General features: G+C 67.3%; 22 protein-coding genes. 7 read left to right on the forward strand and 15 right to left on the reverse strand.

Features of this window, described 5'->3' with window-relative positions; genetic code table 11:
• Positions 1-13: 13 nt before the first annotated feature.
• The gene (locus P2PM1_RS01120; protein WP_186397882.1) at positions 14-1,222 is read right to left on the reverse strand and encodes a GDSL-type esterase/lipase family protein; all 1,209 of its coding nucleotides are present in this window, start codon (positions 1,220-1,222) and stop codon (positions 14-16) included.
• A 162-nt stretch (positions 1,223-1,384) separates the two neighbouring features.
• Between P2PM1_RS01120 and P2PM1_RS01125 the strand changes: the two genes are divergently transcribed.
• Positions 1,385-1,780 carry a VOC family protein gene (locus P2PM1_RS01125; protein WP_186397883.1) on the forward strand — a complete coding sequence of 132 codons (396 nt, stop codon included), beginning with the start codon at positions 1,385-1,387 and terminating at the stop codon, positions 1,778-1,780.
• Here the strand turns inward: P2PM1_RS01125 and P2PM1_RS01130 are convergent.
• From P2PM1_RS01130 to P2PM1_RS01140, 3 genes are all read right to left on the reverse strand, one after another.
• Positions 1,732-2,421, reverse strand: a complete 690-nt coding sequence (locus P2PM1_RS01130; RefSeq protein ID WP_186390327.1) for a helix-turn-helix transcriptional regulator — start codon at positions 2,419-2,421, stop codon at positions 1,732-1,734. The two genes, P2PM1_RS01125 and P2PM1_RS01130, sit on opposite strands and share 49 nt — an antisense overlap.
• A 4-nt stretch (positions 2,422-2,425) precedes the next feature.
• Positions 2,426-3,661: a lytic murein transglycosylase gene (locus P2PM1_RS01135; RefSeq protein ID WP_186397884.1), complete on the reverse strand. Its 1,236-nt coding sequence runs from the start codon at positions 3,659-3,661 to the stop codon at positions 2,426-2,428.
• 128 nt (positions 3,662-3,789) lie between these two features.
• Positions 3,790-5,280: an outer membrane beta-barrel protein gene (locus P2PM1_RS01140; protein WP_186397885.1), complete on the reverse strand. Its 1,491-nt coding sequence runs from the start codon at positions 5,278-5,280 to the stop codon at positions 3,790-3,792.
• 222 nt (positions 5,281-5,502) lie between these two features.
• Between P2PM1_RS01140 and P2PM1_RS01145 the strand changes: the two genes are divergently transcribed.
• The 3 genes from P2PM1_RS01145 (at position 5,503) to P2PM1_RS01155 (ending at position 8,312) form a co-directional block, all read left to right on the forward strand.
• Positions 5,503-6,510 (forward strand): SIS domain-containing protein, encoded by a 1,008-nt coding sequence (locus P2PM1_RS01145; RefSeq protein ID WP_186390324.1) that lies wholly within the window; start codon positions 5,503-5,505, stop codon positions 6,508-6,510.
• 155 nt (positions 6,511-6,665) lie between these two features.
• On the forward strand, positions 6,666-7,433 hold the full coding sequence (locus tag P2PM1_RS01150; protein WP_186390323.1) for a motility protein A: 768 nt from the start codon (positions 6,666-6,668) through the stop codon (positions 7,431-7,433).
• Positions 7,434-7,460: 27 nt separating this feature from the next.
• Complete coding sequence (locus P2PM1_RS01155) at positions 7,461-8,312, forward strand: flagellar motor protein MotB (RefSeq protein WP_186390322.1); 852 nt, start codon at positions 7,461-7,463, stop codon at positions 8,310-8,312.
• Between the two features lie 140 nt (positions 8,313-8,452).
• Here the strand turns inward: P2PM1_RS01155 and P2PM1_RS01160 are convergent, their stop codons facing one another.
• The 3 genes from P2PM1_RS01160 to hemH form a co-directional block, all read right to left on the reverse strand.
• Complete coding sequence (locus tag P2PM1_RS01160) at positions 8,453-8,905, reverse strand: NfeD family protein (RefSeq protein ID WP_208985159.1); 453 nt, start codon at positions 8,903-8,905, stop codon at positions 8,453-8,455.
• A 2-nt stretch (positions 8,906-8,907) separates the two neighbouring features.
• Positions 8,908-9,918 (reverse strand): SPFH domain-containing protein, encoded by a 1,011-nt coding sequence (locus P2PM1_RS01165; RefSeq protein WP_186397886.1) that lies wholly within the window; start codon positions 9,916-9,918, stop codon positions 8,908-8,910.
• A 157-nt stretch (positions 9,919-10,075) separates the two neighbouring features.
• A complete protein-coding gene (hemH, locus tag P2PM1_RS01170; protein ID WP_208985160.1) occupies positions 10,076-11,107 on the reverse strand; it encodes a ferrochelatase in 1,032 nt (343 codons plus the stop codon).
• A gap of 403 nt (positions 11,108-11,510) precedes the next feature.
• Between hemH and P2PM1_RS01175 the strand changes: the two genes are divergently transcribed.
• Positions 11,511-11,996: a response regulator gene (locus tag P2PM1_RS01175; protein WP_186390318.1), complete on the forward strand. Its 486-nt coding sequence runs from the start codon at positions 11,511-11,513 to the stop codon at positions 11,994-11,996.
• Positions 11,997-12,029: 33 nt separating this feature from the next.
• On the opposite strand, the gene P2PM1_RS01180 is transcribed toward P2PM1_RS01175, so the two are convergent.
• The 8 genes from P2PM1_RS01180 to P2PM1_RS01215 all read right to left on the reverse strand — a co-directional run bounded on the left by P2PM1_RS01180 (position 12,030) and on the right by P2PM1_RS01215 (position 20,994).
• On the reverse strand, positions 12,030-12,509 hold the full coding sequence (locus P2PM1_RS01180) for a response regulator (protein ID WP_186390317.1): 480 nt from the start codon (positions 12,507-12,509) through the stop codon (positions 12,030-12,032).
• A 117-nt stretch (positions 12,510-12,626) separates the two neighbouring features.
• The gene (locus tag P2PM1_RS01185; protein ID WP_186397887.1) at positions 12,627-13,868 is read right to left on the reverse strand and encodes a phenylacetate--CoA ligase family protein; all 1,242 of its coding nucleotides are present in this window, start codon (positions 13,866-13,868) and stop codon (positions 12,627-12,629) included.
• 44 nt (positions 13,869-13,912) lie between these two features.
• Positions 13,913-14,731, reverse strand: coding sequence for an ABC transporter ATP-binding protein (locus P2PM1_RS01190; RefSeq protein ID WP_186390315.1), 819 nt, complete (start codon positions 14,729-14,731; stop codon positions 13,913-13,915).
• A gap of 40 nt (positions 14,732-14,771) precedes the next feature.
• Complete coding sequence (locus P2PM1_RS01195) at positions 14,772-16,091, reverse strand: ABC transporter substrate-binding protein (RefSeq protein WP_186390314.1); 1,320 nt, start codon at positions 16,089-16,091, stop codon at positions 14,772-14,774.
• Between the two features lie 73 nt (positions 16,092-16,164).
• The gene (locus P2PM1_RS01200) at positions 16,165-17,241 is read right to left on the reverse strand and encodes a branched-chain amino acid ABC transporter permease (protein ID WP_186390313.1); all 1,077 of its coding nucleotides are present in this window, start codon (positions 17,239-17,241) and stop codon (positions 16,165-16,167) included.
• Positions 17,242-17,274: 33 nt separating this feature from the next.
• Positions 17,275-18,171 (reverse strand): branched-chain amino acid ABC transporter permease, encoded by an 897-nt coding sequence (locus P2PM1_RS01205; RefSeq protein WP_186390312.1) that lies wholly within the window; start codon positions 18,169-18,171, stop codon positions 17,275-17,277.
• Between the two features lie 10 nt (positions 18,172-18,181).
• On the reverse strand, positions 18,182-19,009 hold the full coding sequence (locus tag P2PM1_RS01210; RefSeq protein ID WP_208984418.1) for an ABC transporter ATP-binding protein: 828 nt from the start codon (positions 19,007-19,009) through the stop codon (positions 18,182-18,184).
• Positions 19,006-20,994 carry an AMP-binding protein gene (locus P2PM1_RS01215; RefSeq protein ID WP_186390311.1) on the reverse strand — a complete coding sequence of 663 codons (1,989 nt, stop codon included), beginning with the start codon at positions 20,992-20,994 and terminating at the stop codon, positions 19,006-19,008. Before P2PM1_RS01215 ends, P2PM1_RS01210 begins: the two co-directional genes overlap by 4 nt.
• 262 nt (positions 20,995-21,256) lie before the next feature.
• On the opposite strand from P2PM1_RS01215, the gene P2PM1_RS01220 reads away from it, so the two are divergent.
• Both P2PM1_RS01220 and P2PM1_RS01225 read left to right on the forward strand, forming a co-directional pair.
• Positions 21,257-23,197 (forward strand): PAS-domain containing protein, encoded by a 1,941-nt coding sequence (locus P2PM1_RS01220; protein WP_186390310.1) that lies wholly within the window; start codon positions 21,257-21,259, stop codon positions 23,195-23,197.
• Positions 23,194-23,964, forward strand: a complete 771-nt coding sequence (locus P2PM1_RS01225) for a response regulator transcription factor (RefSeq protein ID WP_186394652.1) — start codon at positions 23,194-23,196, stop codon at positions 23,962-23,964. The genes P2PM1_RS01220 and P2PM1_RS01225 overlap by 4 nt, the downstream gene beginning before the upstream one ends.
• The last annotated feature ends 11 nt before the right edge of the window (positions 23,965-23,975 follow it).

Here is a 23,975-nt window from a genome sequence, read left to right on the forward strand (position 1 = left end):
CGGCCGGCCGCTCTCAGGGCGTGGCGGCGCGGAAGTCGTCGACCCGGCCGTTCTGCGGCGGGATCGGCGTGCCCTGGACGATCAACTGATATTGCGGCGTGTCGGCGACCGGCTCGTTCGCCGCCTCCGCGCCGCCGGCCAGTATGGTCTCCGGCGCGCCCTGGCGCCCGGTCAGGACGATGAAATCGGGGTCGTCGTCGACGCCGTCGAAGGCGAAGCTCCCGGACGATCCCAGGATCCGCGCGATCTGGCGCTCGACGAAGAAGGCGATCTTGCGCCGCCCGTGCCAGGTGAAGCCGATGCCCTCGTCGGAGCGAAGCTTTCGCCGCGTGCCGGCGACGTCCGGCCCATAGGACGTATAGCCGCCGTTCTCGTCGAGGAACACGTCCCAGACATCGACATAGATGGCGTTGGCCGCCTCCACCTGCTGCTTGGCGACGGTGTTGAGATGGCCGAAATCGGCGCGCCGGGCCACGCCCTTGGGCGGCGGCAGGCCGACCCACAGCACCGGCAGGCGCTGCGCCCGCGCGGCGGCGATGAGCTGGCCGACCCGCTGGCTGTAAATGGCGTTCCAGGCATCGCTGCGGAACGCCGCGCCGCCGCTGTCCGTGGCGATGTCGCGCACGTCGAGCGAGCCGATCAGGATGACGATCGCCGCCATCCTGTTGCGCCCTTGGACGGCGCCGCGGATCCGGTCGACGAGCACGCCGGGGCCGGCGCCGGCCAGCCCCGCATCGGCGAGCGACAGCCTGTCGACACGCACCGACGGCACCTCCGCGTAGGTCGCCTCCAGCCCTTCCGCAAGCTCGCCCGCCAGCGCGCCGCCGACCACCAGGATCGAGCGCGCGTCCGCCTCTTTCGGCACTTCGACCACGACCGGCCGGGCCGGCTCGCGCGTCGGCTGGGGCCGCATCTGCTGGCGCGGCGGCAGCTCCTCGATGCGCGTCCGCCGACGGCTGTTGTCGACGCCGAACAGGCGCAGCAAGGGCGACAGCGGATGGAAGCCGGTGTCGCGCGTATCTCCCGGCTGCACGATCGGCCGCGACTGCGCCAGCGCCGCCGCCGGGCCGAACGGCGCCGCAAGGTCCGCTCCCGGCTCGGGCAGCAACAGGCACAGGGCGGTGACCAGCGCCACCAGCGTGGCAAGGCGCGCACGCCCGCGCGCCCACGGTCCACGCGATGCGGGAGACGGCCTGACGGGACGGAGCGAGCGGATCTTCATGGCGCGATTTTAAGCCCGTTCCGGGGGGAAGGGAATAGATGGCCCGCGCGCGCCATTCCTTGTTGCTCCGTCTCGCCTGTCGCGATCCTTCAAGACGGCCGCCGCCGCCTCTGCGAGACTGCGCCCCGAACCCTTTCCCACCCCCTGTCCTTGGAGACGGCGATGATCCTCAGATACACCATTCTCTATGTCGAAGACGTTCCGGCGACGCTCGATTTCTACGAGCGCGCCTTCGCCCTTTCGCGCGGTTTCCTGCATGACAGCGGCGACTATGGCGAGCTTGCGACCGGCGAGACCCGCCTCGCCTTTTCCTCCAAGGCCCTGATGCACCGCCTCGGCAAGACGCCGGGCCGGGCCGAGCCGAAGGCGCCCGTCTTCGAGCTTGCCTTCGAGACGGACGACGTGCGCGCGGCGCTGGACCGCGCCCTCGCCGCCGGCGCCACGCAGCTGCAGGATGTGCGCGAGGAGGACTGGGGACAGACCACCGCCTATGTCGGCGATCCCAACGGCTATCTGGTGGAAATCTGCTCGCCGGTCCAGTTGCCCAGCGCCGGCTGACGGGCAAGCTCCAGCAGGGCGCGGTCCCGGCGCAGCCGCTCGGGACTTGCGCCGAACCAGCGGCGGAACTCCCGCGTCATATGCGCCTGGTCGGCAAAGCCGCAGTCCCCGGCAATGCCGGCCAGCGGCATCTCGCCGTCGAGCCGGCCGGCCGCCCGCCGGACCCGGCCGAGCAGTCGCCAGAGATCGGGCGGCGGCAGGCCCCGCTCGCGAAACCGCCGCTGCAGCGAACGCGGCGACAGGCCGAGGCTGCCGGCGACCGAGGCAAGGGTCGCGTCCGGTCCGGCCAGCAGCCGGATCGCCGCATCCACATCGTCCGGCCTTGCCGCCCGCCCGGCCAGGGCGTTGCCGAGGATGTCCGCCGCCCCGTCGCCCGGCCCGAGGACAGCATCGCGGGCGATGGCCTCAAGCTCCGCCGGCCCGACGGCCGCCCCCGGCCGCAGCCGGTAGCCGTCGATCCGCGTTCCGGCGGCCAGCACGGCGATGCGCGGGCCAAGGTCGAGGCCGGTCAGCAGCACCCGCGGCGCGGCTCCCGGGACATGCAGCACCAGCACGTCGCGGCAGCCGTCGGGCAGGACGGGGGCGCGCTCGGTGCCCGCCGCCACATGCCGCCAGGCAAGGAAATCGGCCGCGTCCGCCATCCGCTTACCGCCCGTTGCGGATATGCTCCAGCAGAGCCACCGAGGCATAGCCGTCGGGGATCAGGCCGGCCGATGTCTGATAGGCACGGATGCCCCGCCGGGTCGCCGGGCCGACCTGGCCGTCGGCGGTGCCGACGGAAAAGCCGCGCCGGTTGAGCAGCGTCTGCAATTCCTCCGCCTGCGGCCGCGACAGCGGCAGCGCGTCGCGCCGCCACGCATGGACGAACGGCCCGCCGCCGCGGATCCGGTCGGCCAGATGGCCGACGGCCAGTGCATAGGCGGTGGCGTTGTTGTAGCGCTTGATGACGAAGAAATTCTTCAGCATCAGGAAGGCCGGGCCGGAGGCGCCGGCAGGCAGCACCAGCTCGGCATTGTCCGAGGCACGCGGGAAGTCGCGCCCGCCCGGACGGCGCACGCCGAGCCGCGCCCAGTCGGCGATCGAGCGGTCGGTGTCGGCGAGCGTGTAGTCGAAGCCGCGCGGCAGCTCGACCTCGTAGCCCCAGGTCTTGCCGCTCTGCCAGCCGTGCCGTTTCAGGTAATTGGCGGTGGAGGCCAGCGCATCGGGGATGTTGGTCCAGATGTCGCGGCGGCCGTCGCCGTCATAGTCGGCGGCATATTGCTTCCAGCTCGAGGGCATGAACTGGGTATGGCCCATGGCGCCCGCCCACGACCCTTCCATGCGGTCGGGGGCGACATGGCCGGCCTCCAGGATCTGCAGTGCCGTCACCAGCTCGCGCTGCCAGAACTCGCGCCGGCGCGGCGCCGCATAGGCGAGCGTCGCCAGCGCCCGCACCACATAGTGCTGGCCCATGAAGGAGCCGTAATTCGTCTCCATGCCCCAGATCGCCACCACCGCGTGGCGCTCGACGCCGTAGCGGTTCTCGATGACGGCGAGTTCGCGGGCATAGGTCGCCAGCATCTCGCGTCCCTTCTCCACCCGCGTGTCGGAGACGGCCGTATCGAGGTATTCCCAGATCGGCTTGACGAATTCCGACTGACGATTCATCAGCCTGATCGTATCCGGATCGGGGACAACCCCCTGGAAGGCGCGGCGATAGGTGGCCTGCGACACGCCGGCCTCGCGGGCGGTCGGCCAGAACGAGTCCACAAAGGCGGTGAAGCCGGGATCGGCCTTGGCCGTGCCGGAGGGCAGGCACAGCACCAGGGCAAGCCCGAGGGCACCGGCCAGCCGCCGAGCGGTGCGGACGGCGCCCCTTGCATGACTTTGAAGCAAGAACATCAACACTCCTGTCGTCTCCCGGTGGAACGGCCCGCTCGTCCCGCAGACCCGTTCCCTCGCCCCCCGACGCCCCGGATTTCCGGACCGAACCGACGGGCGGCGGCGCCATCCCCGTCGGCAAGTATGGTTCAGTGCCGGAATCTCAACCCCGCCTCGATCGCATTCGAATTGTAGCTCGATCCCGAGTTGCTCGAAATGAACCGGCGGAACGTGTAGCGGCCCTGCAACGCGACGTTGGACGTCAGGGCCCATGTCAGCGCGGTCGTCGCCCGCGCCTCCTGCTCGGTCAGCACGAGGCCGGTATAGTCGCGCCAGGTATAGCCGACGCCGACCTCGCCGCTCAGCGCCTCGCTGAAGCCATGCGCCAGCCGGAGGTCGCCGGTATAGGTGACCGAGCCCGGCGTGCCGGCCAGCGAGGACGGCGAGAAATTGGTGCTGGCGAGCGCCGTCACCGTGGTCAGGCGGGTCGGCGACCAGACCAGCGATCCGTCCACCGTCAGCCCCTCCAGCCGGGCAAGGCGCTTGTCCTTCAGCGTCTCGCTGCGCCAGCCGACGGCGATGTCGCCGGAGATCTTGCCGCCATTGTCGAAGGCAAGGCCGGTGCGCAGGCCGTAGCCGGTGGAGTCGCGATCCTCGCACAGCATCGGGTCGGTGCAGCGGTCCATGTAGCGGCGGGCGAACAGGCTCCCTTCGGCGAAGGGCGTCACCGCCGCGCCGGTGTTGCCGTCGACGCGCAGGGTCGCGGTGACCAGCGCGTTGTCGCGGTCGCGATTGGACGGCCCCCCGCCGGTGCCGGTGTAATGGGTCGAATCCACCTGGCCGCGCAGTTCCGCGCCGACGAGGCCGAGATCGCGGCGCAGCGACAGTCCGGCGCCCAGATCGTGCACTTCCCGGTCGCCGCCCGCCGCCTCGGCCGTACCGCGATCCTGCATCGACAGGCCGTAGCGCCCGGAAATGCCGATGTCGCTGCGCTCCCCCGCCTCCAGCCGCAACAGGGCGTCCGCCGTCACGTTCGGGTCCGCCTTCAGGCTGCTGTCGGGATAGCCGGTATAGCTGCCGCGGAAATTGAGGCCGAAACTGTGGCGCGACCAGTCCGACTGCACCCTGAGGCTCGGGGCGATGCGATAGACCGCGCCGCCATCGCCCTTGGCGCTGTTCGCCCGGTTGTCCGACCAGCCGAGCCCGGTAAAGAGCTCGGGATAGAGCAGGAACGAGCCGACGCGCATGCCGCGCGGCTCGTCGCGGGTGGTGTCGCCGGCATAGGCGGTGTTCGTCACGCGGCCGCCGCCACCGATCGGCCCGCGCCGCTGCACCGCCCGCAGCCGCTCGGCGAAGGGCTGCGCCGGTGCGGCGCGCCCGCCGGTCGCAAGGCCCTGCGCGCTCTCGCCCGCGCCCGGCCCGATCTCCGAGATCGTCCCGCGGGTGCCGGTCCGCCCCAGCGGCGCCACCCCGTCCTGGCGGGCGAGCGGATCGGTGTCGTCCTCCGCGTCGACATCCGCCGCCGACCCGAACCCGCCGCCGAAACCGCCACTTTCCTGCGCGCCGACGCGCGCGGCCATCGGCACCTGCGCGGCGAGCAGGGCCAGAACGGCGACGACGGAAAGGGCGCGACGTGTCATGCTTCGTCCAGATACGGCAGGCCGGGGGCACCGGGCCGACTACGACAGGCCGCAAGCGCCGGAACCGCCGGGCTGCGGCCAACTTTTGCCATGATAATGGTCTGTTAGGGTTAACGGAGCGTTAGGCTCGCGCCTCTCGCCTCGCCCGCCGCCCTTGCGCTCGCCCCTTCCCCGGAGGTAAGACGGGCGCAACCCAACACCGAGATCGCCGGACCCGCACCCATGACCGCACCCTTGACCCTCACCACCCTGCCGGCCGGCGGCGGTCAGGACGCCTGCGCCTCCGCCCTGCGGACGATCGCGACGGAGGCGCAAGGGCTCGAGATCCTCAAGGCGGCGCTCGGCAACGGCCTGTCGCAGCCCTTTTCCGAGGCGGTGGCGACGATCGCCGCCGCCCGTGGCCGGGTGATCGTCACCGGCCTTGGCAAGAGCGGCCATGTCGGCGCCAAGATCGCCGCGACCCTCGCCTCCACCGGCACCCCCGCCTCCTTCGTCCATGCCGCCGAAGCCAGCCATGGCGACCTCGGCATGATCACCGACAACGACGTGGTGCTGGCCCTGTCCTGGTCGGGCGAAACCCAGGAACTGGCCGCCACCATCGCCTATACCCGCCGCTTCAAGGTGCCGCTGGTCGCCATCACCTCGCGCGCCGAAAGCGCCCTCGGCGCGGCCGCCGACATCGTCCTCGCCCTGCCGAAGGTGGAGGAAGCCTGCCCGCACGGTCTTGCCCCGACCACCTCCACCATCCTGCAGATGGCGACCGGCGACGCGCTCGCCATCGCCCTGCTGGAGGCGCGCGGCTTCACCGCCCAGGATTTCAAGGTCTACCATCCCGGCGGCCGTCTCGGCGCCAGCCTGCTGCATGCCCGCGACATCATGCATGCCGGCGACAAGCTGCCGCTCGCCACCCCGGCGACCAGCATGCGCGATGCCATCGTGCTGATCACCCGCAAGGGATTCGGCGTGCTCGGCATCGTCGATGCGGCCGGCCTGCTGACCGGCATCATCACCGACGGTGACCTGCGCCGCCATCTCAGCCACGACTTCCTCGACAAGACCGCCGGCGACGTCATGACCCGGGCGCCGAAGTCGATTCCGGGCGACATGCTGCTCGCCTCGGCGGTGGAATTCATCAACCGCGCCTCGATCACCGCCGTCTTCGTCGTCGAGGACGGCCGGCCGGTCGGCATCATTCACCTGCACGATCTGCTGCGGCACGGGGTTGCCTGACGTCGCGTCCCCCTGCATCGCGCGTGGATCCCTCGGGATTTTTTCCAAGCTGGAGACGACAACCTGCGCCCGGTTTAGGGATTGATTAGCCTCGCCTGCCTATGATCGTCTCGGGTCCGCCACCGGGCCTGACGGCTTTCGGAGAGTTGCAGGGCATGGATCTCGGTTCGATCATCGGTATCATCGCGGCATTTGCGGTCGTGATCGCCGCCATTTTCGTCGGCGGCAACATCACGCAATTCATCGACATGCCCTCGATCCTGATCGTGATCGGCGGTGCGTCCGCCGCGACGCTGGTGCGCTTTCCGCTCGCCGGGATCGGCGGCGCCTTCGTCGTCGGCAGCAAGGTCGCCTTCACCCACAAGAAGTCCAACCCGCGCGACCTGATCGAGGAGATCAGCACCCTCGCCGACGTCGTCCGCAAGTCCGGCCCGCTGGGGCTGGAAAATGTCGAGGTGAGCGACCCGACCCTGGCCAAGGGCGTGCAATACATCGCCGACGGCTACGAGGGCCCGTTCATCCGCAACGCCATGGAGCGCGACCGCGACCTCTATCTCGACCGCCTGCAGGAGGGACGCAAGGTGTTCAAGGCGCTTGGCGATTCCGCCCCCGCCTTCGGCATGATCGGTACCCTGGTCGGCCTGGTGCAGATGCTCGCGACCATGGACGATCCCTCGACCATCGGCCCGTCGATGGCCATCGCGCTGCTGACGACGCTCTACGGCGCCTTGATCGCCAACATCGTCTGCCTGCCGCTGGTCGACAAGCTCGATTCCAAGTTCGAGACCGAGGAGGTCAACCAGACCCTCGTCATCGACGGCATCCTGCAGATCCGCGAGAACAAGAGCCCGGCGCTGATCCGCGACATGCTGATCGCCTATCTGCCGGAAAAGGCTCGCGCCGAGTTCGCGGAAGCCGCCTGATCAAGACGCGACGGAGAGCGGCGCCCCATGTCCAGAAAGAAAAAAGCAGGCGGCGGCGCCCCGGAGTGGCTGGTCACCTTCGCCGACCTGATGTCCCTGCTCGTCTGCTTCTTCGTGCTGATCATCTCCTTCTCGATCCAGGACAAGCAGAAGCTGCAGGTGGTCGCCGGCTCGATGCGCGAGGCCTTCGGCGTCAAGGAGACGGCCCGGCGCACCGGCATCATCGAGGTCGAGGGCATTCCCGTCCGCGATTACATGAAGGATATCAGCCGGGTTCCCGAAGAGCTCGATTCCGACTTCGCGCAGGAGCGCCACGAGCAGCGGCGCAAGCAGGGGCCGGAGGCCAACACCCACGACGTGCGCAAGGCCGAGATCGAGAAACCGCGCCAGTTCGCCACCGCCGCCGCCTCGCTGCGCCAGGCCTGGCAGGAAATGCCGGACATCACCGAAGTCTCGTCCAACATCATTCTGGAGGAGACCGACGAAGGCCTGAACATCAGCCTGGTCGACCAGGACGGGCGCTCGATGTTCCCGGAAGGCTCGAAATACCCCTATGACCTGACCCGCCGGCTGATCGCCCGGATGGCGCCCGTGATCGCCCGCATGCCGAACCGGGTGCAGATCACCGGTCACACCACCTCCGGCGGCATCCCGCTCAATCCCGGCTATACCAACTGGGAACTGTCGGCCGACCGGGCCAATGCCGCGCGCCAGATCCTCGCCGAATTCGGCGTGCCGGCCGACCGCTTCTATGGCGTCGTCGGCAAGGCCGACAGCGAACCGCTGTTTCCCAACGATCCCTATCTCGCCGCCAACCGCCGCATCGGCATCCTGTTGATGCGCGAGGAGCCGCCGATCCCGCTCGGCCACAATCCGTAAGGGGGCGGGCACCGGAACAGCCGGGGCGGCAAGGCAGAAACGACAAAAGGGCCGGAATTTCCGGCCCTTTCGCATGTGTCGAGCCGCCTTGAACGGCAATGAACGTGAAACGGCGGCGAAGCCGGTCGCTGGCGGTCGCGTCAAGCCTCGACCGGCACCACCACCAGCGCGCTGCCGTCGATGCCGACCACCCGGACCCTGGTGCCGGCCGGGCAGTCCAGCCCGCTGACCCGCCAGACGCTGTCGTCCACCCGCACCGAACCCTGGCCGCCGGAAATCGGGGCGGTCAGCACGAATTCGCGGCCGACCAGCCGCGCGCCGCGCCGGTTCAGCCCGGCCTCGTCGCCCTCGCTGCCCTGGCGGCGCATATAGGTCCGTCCGACCAGCACGCTGGCGACGGACAGCAGACCGAACAGCACGATCTCGAGCTGCCAGGGCATGTCGATCATGATCGCCAGCGTGCCAACGACGATGGCCGCGAGGCCGAACCACAGGAAGAACGTGCCGGGAGCGAGCACCTCCAGGCCGAGCAGCAACAGGCCGACGATCCACCACAGCCACGGCCCGACCTCCATGACGATGCGTTCGACCAGGCTCATGAGCGTGGACCGTCGCCATCGCGCGGCGCGGAGGGCGCCGTGGTCGAGGGGACGCTGGCGCGCGACCGCGACGCCGCTCCCCCGCCGCCAAAGGCCTCCTTGGCGATCTCGGCGATGCCCGAGAGCGAGCCGAGCACGGCGGTGGTCTCGGTCGGCAGGATCAGGAGCTTCTGGTTGGGCGAGCGGGCGAACTGGCCGAGCGCCTCGACATATTTGTTGGCGACGAAGTAGTTGATCGCCTGCATGTCGCCGGCGGCGATCGCCTCGCTGACCATGCGGGTCGCGTTGGCCTCGGCCTCGGCGGCGCGCTCGCGCGCCTCCGCATCGCGGAACGCGGCCTCGCGCCGGCCTTCCGCCTCCAGGATCTGCGACTGCTTCTGGCCTTCCGCCTGCAGGATCTCGGAGGCCCGCTTGCCCTCCGCCTCCAGGATCGCCGCGCGCTTCTCGCGTTCGGCCTTCATCTGCCGGCCCATCGCCTCGACCAGATCGCGCGGCGGGTTGATGTCCTTGATCTCGATGCGGGTCATCTTGATGCCCCAGGGCGAGGCGGCCGCATCGACCACCCGCAGCAGGCGCTCGTTGATCTCGTCGCGGTTGGACAGCAGTTCGTCGAGATCCATCGACCCCATGACCGAGCGGATGTTGGTCATGGTCAGGTTGAGAATGGCGTTCTCCAGCCCCGACACCTCATAGGCAGCGCGCGCCGCCTCGAGCACCTGGTAGAAGGTGACGCCGTCGGCGGTCACCGTCGCATTGTCCTTGGTGATCACTTCCTGCGAGGGAACGTCGAGGACCTGCTCCATCACGTTGATCTGATGGCCGACCCGATCGATGAAGGGCACGATGAAGTTGAGGCCCGGCATCAGCGTCTTGCGATAGCGGCCGAAGCGCTCGACCGTGTAGTTGTAGCCCTGCGGCACCGTCTTGACGCCCGCCAGGACGACGAGAACCAGGAGCACCAGCAGGACAAGGACCAGGATATCGAATCCGAAAACGCCTTCGAGCATCTGTGTCATCCTTCACCAGGGCCGCGTCCTCGACGCGGCGGAGCGGATCGAAGGCCGGTCGCGCCCGACCGGCCAGCCCGCCGCTACATGTACCCGGCGGGCGACGATCTGCAAGCGCAAGCATCGCGCGGTGGTGAAGAAGATCGACGCAGGCGACTCAGATCCAGCCCGACAACTCGCGTCGCACCAGTGTCTGGATCACGTCCATGCCGTCCTCACTGTCGTTGAGACAGGGAATATGGGCGAAATTCTCGCCGCCGTTCTCGTGAAAGATCTCTCCAGCCTCGCCGGCGATCTCCTCCAGCGTCTCCAGACAGTCGGCGACGAAGCCCGGATTGATCACCGCGATGTTGCGGGTGCCGGCCTTCGCCATCGCCTCGACGGTCTTGTCCGTATAGGGCTGCAGCCACTCTTCCGGCCCGAAGCGCGACTGGAAGGTGACCTTGAGCTTGTCCTGCGGCCAGCCGAGCCGCTCGCGCAGCAGCCGCGTCGTCTTCTGGCAATGGCAGTGATAGGGGTCGCCCTTGCGGAAATAGGATTGCGGGATGCCGTGATAGGAGGTGAGCACCGTCTCCGGCTCGAAGTCGAGGCCGGCAAGGGTCGTTTCGATCGAGCGCGCCAGCGCGTCGATATAGACCGGATCGTCGTGATAGGGCGGCACGGTGCGCAGCGCCGGCTGCCAGCGCAGCTTCAAGAGCTCGCGGAACACCACGTCGTTCACCGTCGCCGTGGTCGAGGCCGAATATTGCGGGTAGAGCGGGAACACCAGCAGCCGGTCGCAGCCCTGTTCGCGCAACCTCGCCAGCCGGTCCGGGATCGAGGGCTGGCCGTAGCGCATCGCCCAGTCGACGACGATGCGATCGTCGACGCCGGCCAGGGCGGCAGCGAGCTTGTCGGACTGGGAGCGGGTGATCGTGCGCAGCGGCGATTCGTCGAGCTCCCGGTTCCAGATCTCGTCATAGGCCTTGCCGGACTTCTTCGGCCGGGTGTTGAGCACGATGCCGAACAGAATCGGGTACCAGATCGCCCTGGGCCATTCGATGACCCGCTTGTCCGTCAGAAACTCCTTCAGGTAGCGGCGCATGGAGCGGAAGTCGGTGCCGTCCGGCGTGCCGAGATTGACGATGAGCACGCCGATCTTTCCCGCCTTGACGCCCGGATGTCCCTCCGGCAGCCGCACCCGCCCCATCTCGCGACGCCTCGCTTCCCGCTCGCTGTCGCTGTCGATCACGCTCATGCTGTCTTTCTGGCTCCCGATCATGTTCCGGTCCGGCTGCGCCGCACATAAGGCGCAAACGCCGGATGGTCCAGTTGCTGGTGGAACGAATGTGCCACTTGCAGTCTCCTTGCGGCCAGGCGCTGGATCAAATGTCGGCACCGAACCACCGGTAATCTCTACGCAGGATCGGTCCAAGGGGTTCACGGCGGGAACCCGCGACAGGCTGACGCAGGCCGCTCGCGCGCACGCCTGCGGCTCAGCGTTAACGGTCCTTTCAAACAGATAGGTAAACCTGTCGATATTACTGAGGCTTGTACCCTGACGCCGCCGCATGCGGCGGCCACGCCGCAAGCCGCCACCGGGACAGACCGCCGTGAAGAACGAGAAGATTCTTCTGATCGAGGACAGCGCCTTCACCCGCCGCCTGCTGCGCGGCATGCTGAAGGAGCTCGGCTACCAGGCCGTGACCGAGGCGGGGAACGGAATCGAAGCCGAGAAGCTGCTGAAGCTGCACCGCTTCGACGTGATGCTGGTCGACTGGCGCATGCCGCTCCAGGACGGCGCGGAGTTCCTGACCAGGCTGCGCGCCCACGACAATCCCGTCTGCGCGGCAACGCCGGCGATCATCATCAGCGCCCATGTCGATCTCACCGTGCTGCAGAAGGCGGCGACCCTCGGCGCCCAGTCGGTGATCGTCAAGCCGTTCTCGATGCAGGTGCTGAGGTCGCATATCGACGCGGCACTCTCCAAGCCGCTCGACCGGGCAATGCCTGCCCCGCCCCTTGCCGTCTCCACTCCGGCGGACGCGGAGGCCGTGACCGGCCCGACCGACGATCCCTACGAGATCGTCTATCTGTAGACGCTGATCCGGAACGGGCCGGCAGCGCGCGATTCACTCGCCGCGATAGCGCTCGGCGACACGGAACCAGAACTCGACGATGGTGTGCAGCACCTCGCTCATGCCGGCCAGGCTGTCCGCCTTGGTGACGACCGCATTGGCGCCGGCCGCATAGGCGCGGCGGATGGTCACCGGATCGTCGGCGGTGGTGAAGACGCAGACCGGCACGGCGCTGAGCCGCGCGTGCTGGCGCAGCTTGCCGAGGAACTCCGTTCCGGTCATCACCGGCAGGTTGAGGTCGAGCAGGATCAGGTCGGGCGCCGGGGCGCCTGCCGCCACCGCCCGGTTGAGATGGTCGAGCGCCTCGGCGCCGTCCGAGGCGACCTCGAGACGCACCGGCACGCTCGACGCCTTCAGCGACTGGCGAATGATGGTGACGTCGTCGGGATCGTCCTCGACCAGCAACACAAGCGCGCTGTCGGAAGCCTTCGCCGCTTCATCCTGCATGATATCGCTCGTCCGCATCTGGGCCATGCCGGCCGCCGTCATCGGGTCCCGCGCAACCGGGTCTCCTTGCATAGGCCAGAGCGTTGTACCTGCGCAAGAGCCGAGGAGGCCGGTCGCCGCCGGCGCTATCCCCGGCCCGGGGCGTCACGCCTCGTAGCTGCGCTCGTCGGCAATCACCTTTCCGTCGTTCGGCAAGGCACCGGGAAGCACCCGCTCGACCCGGCCGGACAGCTTCGTCACCTCTCTCAAGCTCGCCGAAATCGCCTGGTCGAGCCCCTCGCCATGGGCCTCCGCCTCATAGGCGAGACGCATGACGTCCTGTTCCGCCTGGCGCTCGACGATGAGGCGGGCACGGACGATCTCCGGGTGGCGGCCGAGAAGTTCCGCGATCTGCTTCGGATCGACGAACATGCCTTTGACCTTGGTGCGCTGGTCGGCGCGGCCCATCCAGCCCTTGAGGCGCATGTTGGTGCGCCCGCAGGGCGAACGGCCCGGCAGCACGGCCGACAGGTCGCCGGTTCCGAAGCGGATCAATGGATAGGCACGGTTGAAATTGGTGACCACCACCTCGCCGACCTCGCCCTCGGGCACCGGCACGTCGGAGCCCGGCCGGACGATCTCGACGATCACGTCCTCGTTGACGACCATCCCCTGGTCGGCCGAGGTCTCATAGGCGATGACGCCGACATCGGCGGTGGCATAGGCCTGCAGCACCTCGATGCCGCGGGCGCGGTACTCCGCCCGAAGGCTCGGGAACAGGGCGCCGCCGGACACGAGACCGCGGCGGATCGACGAGGCGTCGCGGCCGAGCTCCGCCGCCTTGTCGAGCAGCACTTTCAGGTAGTCCGGCGTGCCGGCATAGCCGGTCGGCCGCAGGGTGGCGATCGCCTCGACCTGCATTTCGGTGTTGCCGACACCGGCGGGAAACACGGCACAGCCGAGCGCCCGAGCGCCGTGATCGAGCAGGAAGCCGCCCGGCGTCAGGTGATAGGACAGGGCGTTGTGGACGATGTCGCCGGCGCGGAAGCCGGCGGCGAAGAAAGCCCGCGCCACCCGCCAGGGGTCGTTGTCGCCGCCCTGCGGCTCCCAGATCGGGCCCGGCGACATGAAGATCCGTCCCATGGCCGAGACCGGAGCGGTGGCGAAGCCCCCGAACGGCGGATTTGCCGCCTGCGCCGCCATCAGATCCGCCTTGCGCAGCACCGGCAGGCGGGCAAGCGCCGCCCGGTCGACAAGCGCCGTCGGCGTGCACCCCTCCAGATGCCGCGCCCAGCCGGGCGCCTGCGCCATCGCATGGGCGACGAGGCCGGGCAGCCGCGCGAAGAGGTCGGCGTCCCGCTCGCCCGGTTCCCGGATCTCCAGGCTGTCGAAATGCTCTGCGCTCATGACGCGCTCCTCGTGACTCTTGGCTTGGCGGGAGGGGCTCGGCCTCAGGCGAGCCAGCGCTTGCGACGCTTGTAGTGCTTCACATTGCGGAACGACTTGCGCCCCTCGCCGCCGACGCCAAGGTAGAATTCCTTGACGTCCTCGTTCTCGCGCAGCGCCTTGGCAGCCCCGTCGAGCACGATCCGGCCCGACTCCAGGATGTAGCCGTAAGTGGCATAGCGCAGCGCGATATTGGTGTTCTGCTCGGCGAGCAGGAAGGACACGCCCTCCTTCTCGTTGAGTTCCTTGACGATCTCGAAGATCTCCTCGACCAGTTGCGGAGCAAGGCCCATCGACGGCTCGTCGAGAAGGATCATGTTGGGCCGGCTCATCAAGGCCCGGCCGATAGCGCACATCTGCTGCTCACCGCCGGACGTATAGCCGGCCTGGCTGGTGCGCCGCTCGCGCAGGCGCGGAAAATAGGTGTAGACCTTCTCAAGGCTGGCCTTGATCGCGGCCGCCCCGTCCCGACGGGTGAAGGCCCCGGTCAGAAGGTTCTCCTCGATGGTGAGGTGGCCGAAGCAGTGACGGCCCTCCATCACCTGGATACAGCCGCGCCGCACCAGATCGTTCGGCGACAGCGACTGCACTTCCTCGCCGCGGAAGACGATATTGCCCTTGGTGACATCGCCCCGCTCCGCATGCAGCAGGTTCGACACCGCCTTGAGCGTGGTCGTCTTGCCCGCGCCGTTGGCCCCGAGGAGAGCGACGATGCCCCCCTCGGGAACGGTGAGCGAAACGCCTTTCAACACCAGGATGACGTGGTTGTAGATCACCTCGATATTGTTCACCGAGAGGATCGTCGAAGCGGACGTCTCGCTCATTCCTGTCTCCACTCCTGTGGACTTGCGCTGGACCGTAAGGTCAGTTGCAGTCGCGCGGGGTGATGTTGTTCTCCGCCGCGTAGGCTGCGGAGTCCTCCTCGATCAGCGGCGCGATGACGTCGCGGTCGGGCTCGATGCCCGAAGCGACCACCTTCCAGACGCCGCCACTCGCATCCCACTGCTGGATCAGCACGGTGCCCGGATCGGAGTGCACGGCGCAGGTGATCTTCACAGGGTAGGTGAAGTTCGGCAGGCCGAGTTCGGCAAGACGCTCCTCGGTGACGTCCAGGGCTTCCAGACCTTCGCGCACATCCGCGCCGATGATCTCGTTCGATCCCTTGATCTCCATCGCCTTGCGGATCGCCTCGACCGTCCACACCGCGGCGATCAGGCCGCGATTGTAGAGCACCTCGCCGACACGCCCGCGCTCGCCGGCGCCCATGTTCTTGTCATAGAGGGTCTCGAGGATCTCCTGATGCAGCGGGAACGAAGCGCCCGGCGCGTGGAACGTCGCCGAGAGATAGCCATTGGCGCCCGCGCCGGCCGGCAGCACGTCCTGCTCGGATCCGGCCCACCAGTTGCCGATGAAGCGGTCCATCGGATAACGGATCGAGGCGGCTTCCTTGACGGCGACCTGGTTCATCACGCCCCAGCCCCACATCAGCACCCAGTCCGGGTTCATGCGGCGGATCTGCAGCCAGGTGGCCTTCTGCTCCTGGCCCGGGTGATCGACCGGCAGTTGCTCCAGCTTGAAGCCGTACTTCTTCGACAGTTCCTCGAGGGTCCGGATCGGCTCCTTGCCATAAGCCGAGTTGTGGTAGACGAGGGCGATGGTCTTGCCCGCGAGCTTGTCTGCCCCGCCTTCGATGGCCGCGGCATAGTTGACCATGCCCGAGGCCGCATCCCAGTACGTGCCGGGGAAGTTGAAGATCCACGGGAACACCGTGCCGTTGGCGGCGGAGGTGCGGCCATAGCCCATGGTGAAGATCGGGATCTCGTCGACCGCCGCCTTCGGGATGATCTGATAGGTGATGCCCGTCGACAGCGGCTGGTAGATCAGCGCCTTGCTCTGGCCCTGACCCTTGGTGTTCTCGTAGCACTCGACGCCCTGCTGGGTGTTGTAGGCGGTCTCGCACTCGATGAAGTTGATGGTGGCACCGTTGATGCCGCCATCCCGCTCCTGGATGAGCTTGAAATAATCCGCATAGCCGTTGGCGAAGGGAATGCCGCCCGGCGCGTAGGGGCCGGTGCGATAGACGAGCGACGGAATTGTCAGCTCGTAGGCCGACGCCGTCGTGGCCGCGATCGGCGAGGCGATCGCGAGCGCGGCGAGGCCTGCCGTCAGGTGCTTCAGTTTCATGTCGTTTCCTCCCTTGGAACAGGACATTGGGCAGTCATCTGGACAGCGCGAATTGTCTTGTCTGTGCGCTGCCTCAGTAGGGGAAGGGCCACATCCGCAACTTCTCCTTGGTGATCTGCCAGAGCCGGGCAAGGCCATGCGGCTCGACGATCAGGAAGAAGATGATGAGCAGACCCATCAACAGGATTTCCACATGCTTGGCCGTCACCGGCATCAGCCCGAGACCGTCGACCATGAAGTTTTTCAGGAGGATCGGCATCAGCACCAGGAAGGCCGCGCCCATGAACGATCCGACGATCGAGCCGAGGCCGCCGATGATCACCATGAACAGCACCAGGAAGGAGACGTTGATGCCGAAGGATTCGCCCACCTCGACGGCGCCGAGATAGACCGCGAACAGCAGCGAGCCGGCCATTCCGATATAGAAGGACGAGACGGCGAAGGCCGAAAGCTTGGTCATCAGCGGCCTGACGCCGATCAGTTCGGCGGCGATGTCCATGTCGCGGATCGCCATCCAGTTGCGACCGATGCGCCCGCGCACGAGGTTCTTCGCGATCAGGGCGAAGACGGTCAGCAAGGTCAGGCAGAACAGGTACTTGACCCAGGGCTGCGCCGAAGCGCCTGTCAACTGGAAGCCGAAGAGGAAGCGATCGGGCGCGTTGATCTGTCCGGTGGCCGAATAGTTGTAGAACCAGCCGACCTTGTTGAAGAGCCAGACCAGGAAGAACTGGGCGGCGAGCGTCGCCACCGCCAGATAGAAGCCCTTGATGCGCAGCGACGGCAGGCCGAACATCACGCCGACCGCTGCCGTGATGCCGCCCGACAGCAGCACCACCACGATCATGTTGAGCTCCGGGAAGGAGGTCATCAGCTTGTAGGAGGCATAGGCGCCGACCGCCATGAAGCCGCCGGTGCCGAGCGAGATCTGGCCGCAATAGCCGACCAGGATGTTCAGCCCCAGCGCCGCCATGCCGTAGATCAGCAGCGGCAGCAGGATGGCGTTGGTCCAGTAGTCGTTGACGAAGAACGGCACGACGAGGAAGGCGACGGCGAGGAAGGCCCAGACCGCCCAGCGATCCTGGGCGATCGGAAAGATGGCCTGGTCGGCGGCGTAGCTCGACTTGAACTGACCGGCTTCACGATAGAGCATTGCGATTGAACCCTTCTGTCGGGGAGCCCTGCGTCAGACGCGCTCGATGATCTTTTCGCCGAACAGCCCCTGCGGCCGGAACAGCAGGAAAGCCAGCGCCAGCATGTAGGCGAACCAGTTCTCGATCGCGCCGCCGACCATCGGCCCGACATAGATCTCGGCGAGCTTCTCGCCGACGCCGATGATCAGGCCGCCGACGATGGCGCCGGGGATCGAGGTGAAACCGCCGAGAATGAGCACCGGCAGGGCTTTCAGCGCGATCAGCGACAGGGAGAACTGCACGCCGGACTTGGCACCCCACATGATGCCGGCGACCAGCGCGACGAAGCCGGCCACCGACCAGACGATCACCCAGATCGTCTGCAGCGAGATGCCGACAGACAGCGCCGCCTGGTGATCGTCGGCAACGGCGCGCAACGCCCGGCCGATCCGCGTCTTCTGGAAGAACACCGCCAGGAAGCCGACCAGCACGGCGGCGATCAAGGCCGCGAAGACCTCCAGCTTGTCGAGATAGATGTCGAAATTGTCGAGCAGAACGTCGACCGCGCCGGACGGCAGGCCGATGTTGATCACCTTGACGTCCGAGCCCCAGATAATATCGCCGACCCCTTCCAGCACATAGGCGAGGCCGATCGTCGCCATGAACAGGATGATCGGTTCCTGGTTCACCAGGTGGCGCAGGACGAAGCGTTCCACCGCCCAGGCAACGCCCACCATCACCGCCACGGTGAGGACGAAGGCGATGGGCCACGGCACGGAGGTCTTCTCCATGATCCCGGCGAAGGTCAGCGCCGCGAACAGGCACATGACGCCCTGGGCGAAGTTGAAGATGCCGGACGCCTTGAAGATCAGCACGAAGCCGAGCGCGACCAGCGCGTACATCACGCCGGCCATCAGGCCGGACAGGACTGTCTCGATGAAAATCGCCATCCCCGGACCCTCAATTGCCGTGCGGAACGCCGAGATAGGCGTCGATCACATTCTGGTTCGACTGCACCTCCTCGGGAGGCCCGTCGGCGATCTTGCGGCCGTAATCGAGCACCACGACGCGGTCGGACAGGTCCATCACCACGCCCATGTCGTGCTCGATCAGCGCGATCGTCGTGCCGAACTGCTGGTTCACGTCGAGGATGAAGCGGCTCATGTCCTCCTTCTCCTCCAGGTTCATGCCCGCCATCGGCTCGTCGAGCAGCAGGAGCTCCGGCTCCATCGCCAGCGCACGCGCGAGTTCCACCCGCTTCTGCAGTCCGTAGGGAAGCCGGCCGACCGGCGTCTTGCGGATCGCCTGGATCTCGAGGAAGTCGATGATCTCCTCGACCTTGCGGCGATGTTCGTTTTCCTCCTTCAAGGCCGGCCCCCAATGCAGGCACTGCCAGAAGAAGTTCTTCCTCATCTTCAGACCGCGGCCGGTCATGATGTTGTCGAGCGTGGTCATGCCCTTGAACAGCGCCACGTTCTGGAACGTGCGGGCGATACCGTGGCTTGCCGCCTCGTAGGGCCTCATCTTGCGCCGGACCTGGCCGCGCCAGGTGATCGTCCCCTCCTGGGGATGGTAGAAGCCGTTGATGACGTTGAGCATCGACGTCTTGCCGGCGCCGTTCGGACCGATGATCGCTCGCACCTCGCCCTTGAGGATGTCGAAGGAGATGTTGGTGATCGCCTTCACGCCGCCGAAGGACAACGAGACGTTGTCGACGCGCAGAAGGACTTCGCCCCTGGCAAGGCCTGAATGCCCGGACATGCCGGCGGGATCGACAAAGGCGTTCATTCCGCCGCCTCCTTCATGCCGCTGCCCGCGGCCGGATAGGTCTGCATGTCGCGGATCTCGACGGTCGCCTCGATGGCGCCCTTGCGGCCGTCCTCGAAGGTGACCTCGGTGCGCACATGCTTGCTGGTGGAGCCGTCGTAGAGCGCCTCGATGAGCGGGGCGTAGCGGTCGGCGATGAAGGAGCGGCGGACCTTCTGTGTGCGCGTCAGCTCGCCGTCGTCGGCGTCCAGCTCCTTGTGCAGCACCAGGAAGCGCTTGATCTGCGCCCCGGCCATCATCGGCTCGCCGGCAAGGTCGCGGTTGACCTCGTCGACATGCTTGCGGATCATCTCGTAGACCTGCGGATGCGCCGCCAGCTCCTGATAGGAGGCGTAGTTGACGTTGTTGCGCTCAGCCCAGGACCCGACGGAGGTCAGGTCGATGTTGACGAAGACGCCGCAAAACTCGCGCCCGTCGCCGAAGGCCACGACTTCCTTCACGTTGGGATAGAACTTCAGCTTGTTCTCGATGTATTTCGGCGCGAACAGCGAGCCATCGGTGAGCTTGCCCACATCCTTGGCGCGGTCGATGATCTTCAGGTGGCCGTTGTCGGCGATGAAGCCCGCGTCGCCCGTCAGCACCCAGCCGTCCTCGGTCTTGGTGGTGCGGGTCGCCTCCTCGTTCTTGTAATAGCCGACGAAGACGCCCGGCGAGCGATAGAGCACCTCACCGCTCTCGGCGATCCTGATCTCCACGTCCGGCGCCGGCGTGCCGACCGTGTCGCCATAGATCTCGCCGTCCGGCTGCATGGTGATGTAGACGCTGGCTTCGGTCTGGCCGTAGAGCTGCTTCAGGTTGAGACCGAGCGAGCGGTAGAAGCGGAAGATCTCCGGGCCGATCGCCTCGCCGGCGGTGTAGCCGACGCGCAGCCGGGTAAAGCCCATCTGGTTCTTCAAGGGCCCGTAGACCAGCAGCTCGCCGAGCCCGTAAAGCAGCCGGTCGGCCAGCGACACCTTCTCGCCGTTGAGGATCGGCTCGCCGACCCGGCGCGCCAGCGCCATGAAGCTGTCGAACATCCTCTTCTTGATCCGCCCGGCATCTTCCATGCGGACCATGATGTGGGTCAGCAGACCCTCGAAGACGCGCGGCGGAGCGAAGAAATAGGTCGGGGCGATCTCGCGCCGGTCCGACAGGACGGTTTCCAGGTTCTCCGGACAGTTGACGCAATAGCCGGCGAGATAGGCCTGGGCGAGGGAGAAGACGTGATCGCCGATCCAGGCCATCGGCAGATAGGCGATGGTCTCCTCGGTCTCGTTCAGCCTGTCGAAGGCATTGCCGTTGCGTGCCGAGATGACGAGATTGTCGAAAGACAGCATCACGCCCTTCGGCCGGCCGGTGGTGCCGGAGGTGTAGAGCATCACCGCAAGGTCGGCCCCCTTGGTCGCGGCGATGCCGTCGAGCCAGGCCTTTTCGCGCGCCGGATCGGCGGCAAGCGCGGCGCGGCCGTTCACCTGCAACTGTTCGAAGGAATGAAGCCGGGTGTGGTCATAGTCGCGCAGGCCGCGCGGATCGTCATAGACGACATGCTCCAGCTTGGGCAGTTGCTCCGACATCGACAGGAGCTTGTCGACCTGTTCCTGGTCCTCGACGCAGGCGAAGCGCACCTCCGCGTGCTCCAGAACATAGGCCATTTCCTCGGCGACGGAGTCCGCGTAGAGCGGCACCGGAATGCCGCCAAGCGACTGCGCCGCCACCATCGACCAGTAGAGCCTTGGCCGGTTGGCGCCGATGATGGCGATCTTGTCGCCGGGCCCGAAGCCGATATCCTGGAGACCGATCGAGACGGCGCGGATTTCCTCCAGCACCTGCGACCATGTCCAAGTCTGCCAGATTCCGAGATCCTTCTCGCGCATCGACGGCCGGTCGGCGAAGACACGGGCATTGCGCAGGAGAATCTTCGGAAAGGTGTCCTCGTCGAGGCGCTCGACGACGGGCGACCCTGCCATGCGTTTCTTCCCCTTTGGACGCCCCGTTATTCGGGGTCGTTCGTTTCAGCGTTGCCGAGCCGACAAGGCCCTGCGGCGACAACCCCTTCTCTCTTGTTGGAGATCTGCTGCGGGTTGACGCGGAATTTCGCTTGAAGACCACGCTAGGGCCGCAGCGTTGCGCCAGTATGTGCCAATTGCAACGAATTGTTTCATCGAGACGGAGCGCACTGTCGACGAGAGACGATATCGACAGGTGCAAAAGGCGGGATAAACTCGCCCCATGACACGCCGCGACCTCTATCGCGAGCGGCTCGACCTGCTGCAGGCGGCGCTCGACCACATCAACCAGGGGTTCTCCGTCTTCGACGCGGACCTGCGGCTGGTCGCGTGGAACCGGCAGTTGTTCTCCATGCTGGAGTTTCCCTGGCACCTCGCCCGCCGCGGCACGCATCTGTCCGCCTTTCTGGAGGTGAACGCGGCGCGCGGTGAATACGGTCCCGGCGACGTCGCCGAGATCGTCGCCCGCCGGGTCGAGCGGGCCAGGCTGTTCGAGCCGCATTCCTTCGAGCGGGTGCGCCCCGACGGGCAGGTGGTGATGGTCACCGGCGCGCCGCTCCCGGAAGGCGGCTTCGTCACCACCTATACCGACATCACCCGCGAGCGGCAGCACCAGGCCTCGCTGGAGCGCACCGTCGCCGAGCGAACCCATCAACTGCGCCAGAGCGAGGACTGGCTGCGCCTCGTCACGGAGAACATTCCCGCGCTCGTCGCCTATATCAGCCCCGGCCCGATCTACCGCTTCGCCAACCGCCGCTATGCCAAGTGGTTCGACCAGACAGTGGAATCCATCGCCGGCCGCCATGTCGGCGACGTGCTCGGCCCCGACCTTTACGGCCGGCTGGAGCCACATATCGAGAAGGCGTTCCAGGGACAGGCGGTCTCCTACGAATATTCCCGCACCCGGCAGAACGGCATGGTCGCCCACATGCGCTCGACGCTGATCCCCGACCGCACGCTGGACGGGCGGGTGCTCGGCTGCTTCGTGCTGTCGCTGGATGCGACCGAGCAGAAGCGCAGCGAGGCCGCGCTCGCCCAGGCCCAGCGCATGGAGGCGGTCGGTCAGCTCACCGGCGGGCTCGCCCATGACTTCAACAACCTGCTGACGATCATCATCGGCAATGTGCTGGCGCTGAGGCGCAAGGTCGACATTCCGGCCATGCCCGATCTTGCCATGCATCTCGACCCGATCCATCAGGCGGCCCAGCGCGGCGCCGACCTGACACGGCGCCTGCTCGCCTTCGCCAGGGGTGATGCCCTGGACGTGCGGCCCCTGCGGCTCGCCCCGCTGACGGCGAATATCGAGGGCCTGCTCGCCGGCTCGCTGCCGAAGTCGGTCGACCTCGTCCTCGATCTCGCCGCCTGCGACGCAGTCGTCCGTGTCGATCCGGCGGAGTTCGAGAACGCGCTGGTCAACCTGGTGCTCAATGCCCGCGACGCCATGCCCGCTGGCGGCACCATCGCCATCTCGCTGACCTGCTCCGATCTCACCGGGGCCGAGGCCGACCGCTTCGGCGTCTTGCCGGGACTGCACGCGCTGCTGGAAGTGCGCGACGATGGCGAAGGCATGAGCGAGGAAGTGCGCCGCCAAGCCTTCGACCCGTTCTTCTCCACCAAGCCCTTCGGCACGGGAAGCGGCCTCGGCCTGCCCACGGTCTATGGCTGCGTGCGGCGCAGCGGCGGCGGCATCCTGATCGACAGCACCCCCGGCGTCGGCACCACCATCCGCCTCGCCTTCCCGATGATCGACGCCCAACCCGGCCCCCACGACAGCACGGAGGGCGAACCGGCCGCCAATGGCAATGGCGAACTGGTACTCCTGGTGGAGGATGACGCCGATGTTGCCGACGTCGTCCGCGACCAGCTCTGCGCGCTCGGCTACTCGGTGCTGGTGACGGGCAGCACGGACGACGCGCTCGACCTCGTCCGCGACGTGGAGGACATCCGCGCGGTGCTCAGCGACATCGTCATGCCGGGCCAGACCAACGGGATCGCGCTGGTCGCCGAGCTGAGAAAACAGCGGCCAGGTCTTCCGGTCGCGCTGATGACCGGTTACCGTCAGGGTCCGACGCAGGATGTCCAGGCTCCTGACTGCCCGGTGCTGCCGAAACCGTTTTCCAGCCGCCTGCTTGCCCGGACCATCAACGAGATGCTTGCTTCATGAACCATCCCGACCCGATCCAGGGCAGAGACGCGGCCATCGGTGCGGACCCGCTCGTCTTCATCATCGAGGACGAGGCGGAGATCCGAGCCCTGCTGGCGCAAACGCTCTCCGCCTACCGGTTCCGCACGGAGGTCTTCGCGACCGCCGACGCGGCCCTGATCGGCATCGGCCAGTGCATGCCGGCGGCGATCATCCTCGACCTCGGCCTGCCGGACATGGACGGAATGGAGATGATCAACCGGATCCGCGCGCGCGGGCCCGTGCCGATCCTCGTGCTCTCCGCCCGCGCCCATGCCTCCGACCGGATCATGGGACTGGAATTCGGCGCCGACGACTATGTGGTGAAGCCGTTCGATCCGCGCGAGATCGTCGCCCGGGTGCGCTCCTTGCTGCGCCGGGCCGCACCGGCGGCGGCAACGGGCAGCAGCGAGAGCGGCGAGCGAGCGCCGCGGGAATTCGCTCGTTTCGAGAATTGGCGGTTCGAGCCGCAAAGCCATCGCCTCGTCGATCCGGACGGCGAGGAGACGTTCCTGTCGACCGGTGAAGCCGCGATCCTGACGGCGCTGCTGAAGGCCCCCCGCCGCGTGCTCAGCCGGGACTACCTGCTGGAACATGGCGGGCGCGACGACACGCTCGACCGGGCGATCGACGTGCGCATCTCGCGCATCCGCAAGAAGCTGACCCGCCCCGACACACCGACCCTGATCCGCACCGTCTACGGCTCCGGCTACATGCTGACCGCGCAGGTGGAGTGGGTCACGGGCTGAGCGCCCGTCCC

This window comes from Stappia sp. P2PMeth1 (genome assembly GCF_900185735.1).
Taxonomy (GTDB): Bacteria; Pseudomonadota; Alphaproteobacteria; order Rhizobiales; family Stappiaceae; genus Stappia.

Coding starts and splice junctions, on each gene's coding strand:
- P2PM1_RS01200 (WP_186390313.1), bottom strand. CDS start 17,241: ATGCTCTATCGTGAAGCCGGTCAGTTCAAGTCGAGCTACGCCGCCGAC.
- P2PM1_RS01135 (WP_186397884.1), bottom strand. CDS start 3,661: ATGTTCTTGCTTCAAAGTCATGCAAGGGGCGCCGTCCGCACCGCTCGG.
- P2PM1_RS01205 (WP_186390312.1), bottom strand. CDS start 18,171: ATGGCGATTTTCATCGAGACAGTCCTGTCCGGCCTGATGGCCGGCGTG.
- P2PM1_RS01220 (WP_186390310.1), top strand. CDS start 21,257: ATGACACGCCGCGACCTCTATCGCGAGCGGCTCGACCTGCTGCAGGCG.
- P2PM1_RS01225 (WP_186394652.1), top strand. CDS start 23,194: ATGAACCATCCCGACCCGATCCAGGGCAGAGACGCGGCCATCGGTGCG.
- P2PM1_RS01190 (WP_186390315.1), bottom strand. CDS start 14,731: ATGAGCGAGACGTCCGCTTCGACGATCCTCTCGGTGAACAATATCGAG.
- P2PM1_RS01180 (WP_186390317.1), bottom strand. CDS start 12,509: ATGGCCCAGATGCGGACGAGCGATATCATGCAGGATGAAGCGGCGAAG.
- P2PM1_RS01215 (WP_186390311.1), bottom strand. CDS start 20,994: ATGGCAGGGTCGCCCGTCGTCGAGCGCCTCGACGAGGACACCTTTCCG.
- P2PM1_RS01125 (WP_186397883.1), top strand. CDS start 1,385: ATGATCCTCAGATACACCATTCTCTATGTCGAAGACGTTCCGGCGACG.
- P2PM1_RS01140 (WP_186397885.1), bottom strand. CDS start 5,280: ATGACACGTCGCGCCCTTTCCGTCGTCGCCGTTCTGGCCCTGCTCGCC.
- P2PM1_RS01195 (WP_186390314.1), bottom strand. CDS start 16,091: ATGAAACTGAAGCACCTGACGGCAGGCCTCGCCGCGCTCGCGATCGCC.
- P2PM1_RS01120 (WP_186397882.1), bottom strand. CDS start 1,222: ATGAAGATCCGCTCGCTCCGTCCCGTCAGGCCGTCTCCCGCATCGCGT.
- P2PM1_RS01150 (WP_186390323.1), top strand. CDS start 6,666: ATGGATCTCGGTTCGATCATCGGTATCATCGCGGCATTTGCGGTCGTG.
- P2PM1_RS01210 (WP_208984418.1), bottom strand. CDS start 19,009: ATGAACGCCTTTGTCGATCCCGCCGGCATGTCCGGGCATTCAGGCCTT.
- P2PM1_RS01165 (WP_186397886.1), bottom strand. CDS start 9,918: ATGCTCGAAGGCGTTTTCGGATTCGATATCCTGGTCCTTGTCCTGCTG.
- hemH (WP_208985160.1), bottom strand. CDS start 11,107: ATGGGGCGGGTGCGGCTGCCGGAGGGACATCCGGGCGTCAAGGCGGGA.
- P2PM1_RS01155 (WP_186390322.1), top strand. CDS start 7,461: ATGTCCAGAAAGAAAAAAGCAGGCGGCGGCGCCCCGGAGTGGCTGGTC.
- P2PM1_RS01145 (WP_186390324.1), top strand. CDS start 5,503: ATGACCGCACCCTTGACCCTCACCACCCTGCCGGCCGGCGGCGGTCAG.
- P2PM1_RS01130 (WP_186390327.1), bottom strand. CDS start 2,421: ATGGCGGACGCGGCCGATTTCCTTGCCTGGCGGCATGTGGCGGCGGGC.
- P2PM1_RS01185 (WP_186397887.1), bottom strand. CDS start 13,868: ATGAGCGCAGAGCATTTCGACAGCCTGGAGATCCGGGAACCGGGCGAG.